Origin of the sequence: Thermovirga sp., from assembly GCA_012523215.1 — a bacterium.
In the GTDB taxonomy this organism is placed as follows: Bacteria; Synergistota; Synergistia; order Synergistales; family Thermovirgaceae; genus 58-81.
The window spans coordinates 1-1,551 of the sequence record JAAYIZ010000068.1 but is presented as its reverse complement, the minus strand read 5'-3'; the positions used below and the strand labels follow the sequence as shown (position 1 = coordinate 1,551).

The 1,551-nt window shown below is 62.7% G+C and carries 3 protein-coding genes; 1 reads left to right on the top strand and 2 read right to left on the bottom strand.

Annotation, left to right across the window (positions count from 1 at the left end; translation table 11 throughout):
- Both GX108_02130 and GX108_02125 read right to left on the bottom strand, forming a co-directional pair.
- Window positions 1-353, bottom strand: a 353-nt coding sequence (locus tag GX108_02130) for a hypothetical protein (GenBank protein ID NLO55845.1), incomplete at its 3' end; no start/stop codon positions are given.
- Window positions 338-931 (bottom strand): ribonuclease HI family protein, encoded by a 594-nt coding sequence (locus GX108_02125; protein ID NLO55844.1) that lies wholly within the window; start codon window positions 929-931, stop codon window positions 338-340. The genes GX108_02130 and GX108_02125, both read right to left, overlap by 16 nt.
- Before the next feature lie 259 nt (window positions 932-1,190).
- Between GX108_02125 and GX108_02120 the strand changes: the two genes are divergently transcribed.
- The coding region (locus GX108_02120) for a homoserine dehydrogenase (GenBank protein ID NLO55843.1) at window positions 1,191-1,551 on the top strand (361 nt) is incomplete at its 3' end.

Genomic DNA, 1,551 nt, shown 5'->3' with positions numbered 1-1,551 from the left:
TCCCCGAGGCCGGCCAGGAGCCTGCCGAGGCTGAAACCGCTGTCCCAGAGGAGACCCGCGTCCAGGAGGGATGGGCCCTTAGCCGGGTCTTGCCCCGCTGGGGCTCCCGTTTCCATGTAGGGGCACTTCGGGGCGGACCTGGTGCCGCAGCGAACCACCAGGGTGGGGAAGTCGGCCAGGAAGCGGGCCGCCCTAGTGACCAGCACGGGGGACAGGGCGAGATCGTCGCGAAGGGAGAGGCGCATCTCGGCGGTGGCGATACCCCACCAGACGAAGTCGGCCTCGGCAGGGGAGGAGAAACGGCCGGGAAGGGCAGGTCCGGCGTCGGAGTCTCCCGTCAAAAGGATGAACAATGCCCATCCTCCTTTTCAAGGAGAGATAAGGCGGCCTGGAGGTGCTTGCAGTCGCCGCGGTGTCGAAAGCCGGGGCAGCTGCAGGAGCGGTGCTTCACATCGACGGCGTAGTCGGCGGTGCCATGGGCGATGAAGACCGTCGGGGAAACGCGCTCGAGTTTCTCCGGCGGGAAAGCGGCCAGGCCCTGGCCGGGCGATGAGAAGGCCCTGTTAGAGAGGGCGTCGGCGGCGGCGTTTTTCTCCCTGGGTACCCACTGGAGGACCGCCCCGGTGGCGCGGGCCAGTTCCCTGGACCTTTCAGCCAGGGGGCGGAGGCGTTCCTCGCGAACCTTCCACCGGCCCGTCACCTGGGAGATGACCAGCCGGCTGTCGCCGTAGACGGCGACCTTCTTCAAGCCCCTGGCCGCGATCTCCTCGAGGAGCATTATCAGCGCCTTGTACTCGGCTTCGTTGTTGGTGCCGATGCCCAAGGAACGGGAGCACTCCCAGATAACCTTTCCGTCGTCGATGATGCAGGCCCCGGCGGCGGATTCGCCCGGGTTGCCCCGGGAGGCCCCGTCAAAATAGGCTTCCGTCATGAGTGGTTTTTCACCTCGCGCGTAGTCTCTTGGGAAAGTATAGCAGAGAGAAGAAGAGCCTAAAGGCTTAAAGAGCGTGAAAGGTGAGAGGAAACTCAAAGGCGAAGGATCAACGGAAAGACAAGTGAATCGCGAGTCGCAAAAGCAAACCTGCTTTGGGCCGGTAGTTCCACGGAAAACCGGGAAGCCCGTGGGTGATTTCATCGGCGGGGGATCCCCCGAGCGCAGGAAGTATCTTTATGGATAGAATAAGCCAGGTGTGAATGGAACGGGAGGTGCTTTTTCAAATGTATGGGACCTGGGTTTTGCGGGTTTTGGAAACGTGGGACAGGGACTGGCAAAGATACTCGAAGAGAAAAGGGACATGCTGAAGCAAAGGTATGGTTTCGAGTACCGGGTGACCTTCATCGCTACCAGGAGCAGGGGGGCTCTCCTGAACCCCTCGGGGATCGACCTGGGTTCCGCCCTGGGGAAGGTCAGGGAAAAGGGGACCCTCCAAGGACATCCCGATGCCACTGGAGAGGATGCCCTCTCCCTGATAAGCGGGCGACACGCCCAGGTGATAGCCGAGGCGACCGTCACGGACCTCAAAAGGGGGGAGCCCGGCCTCACCCATGTCC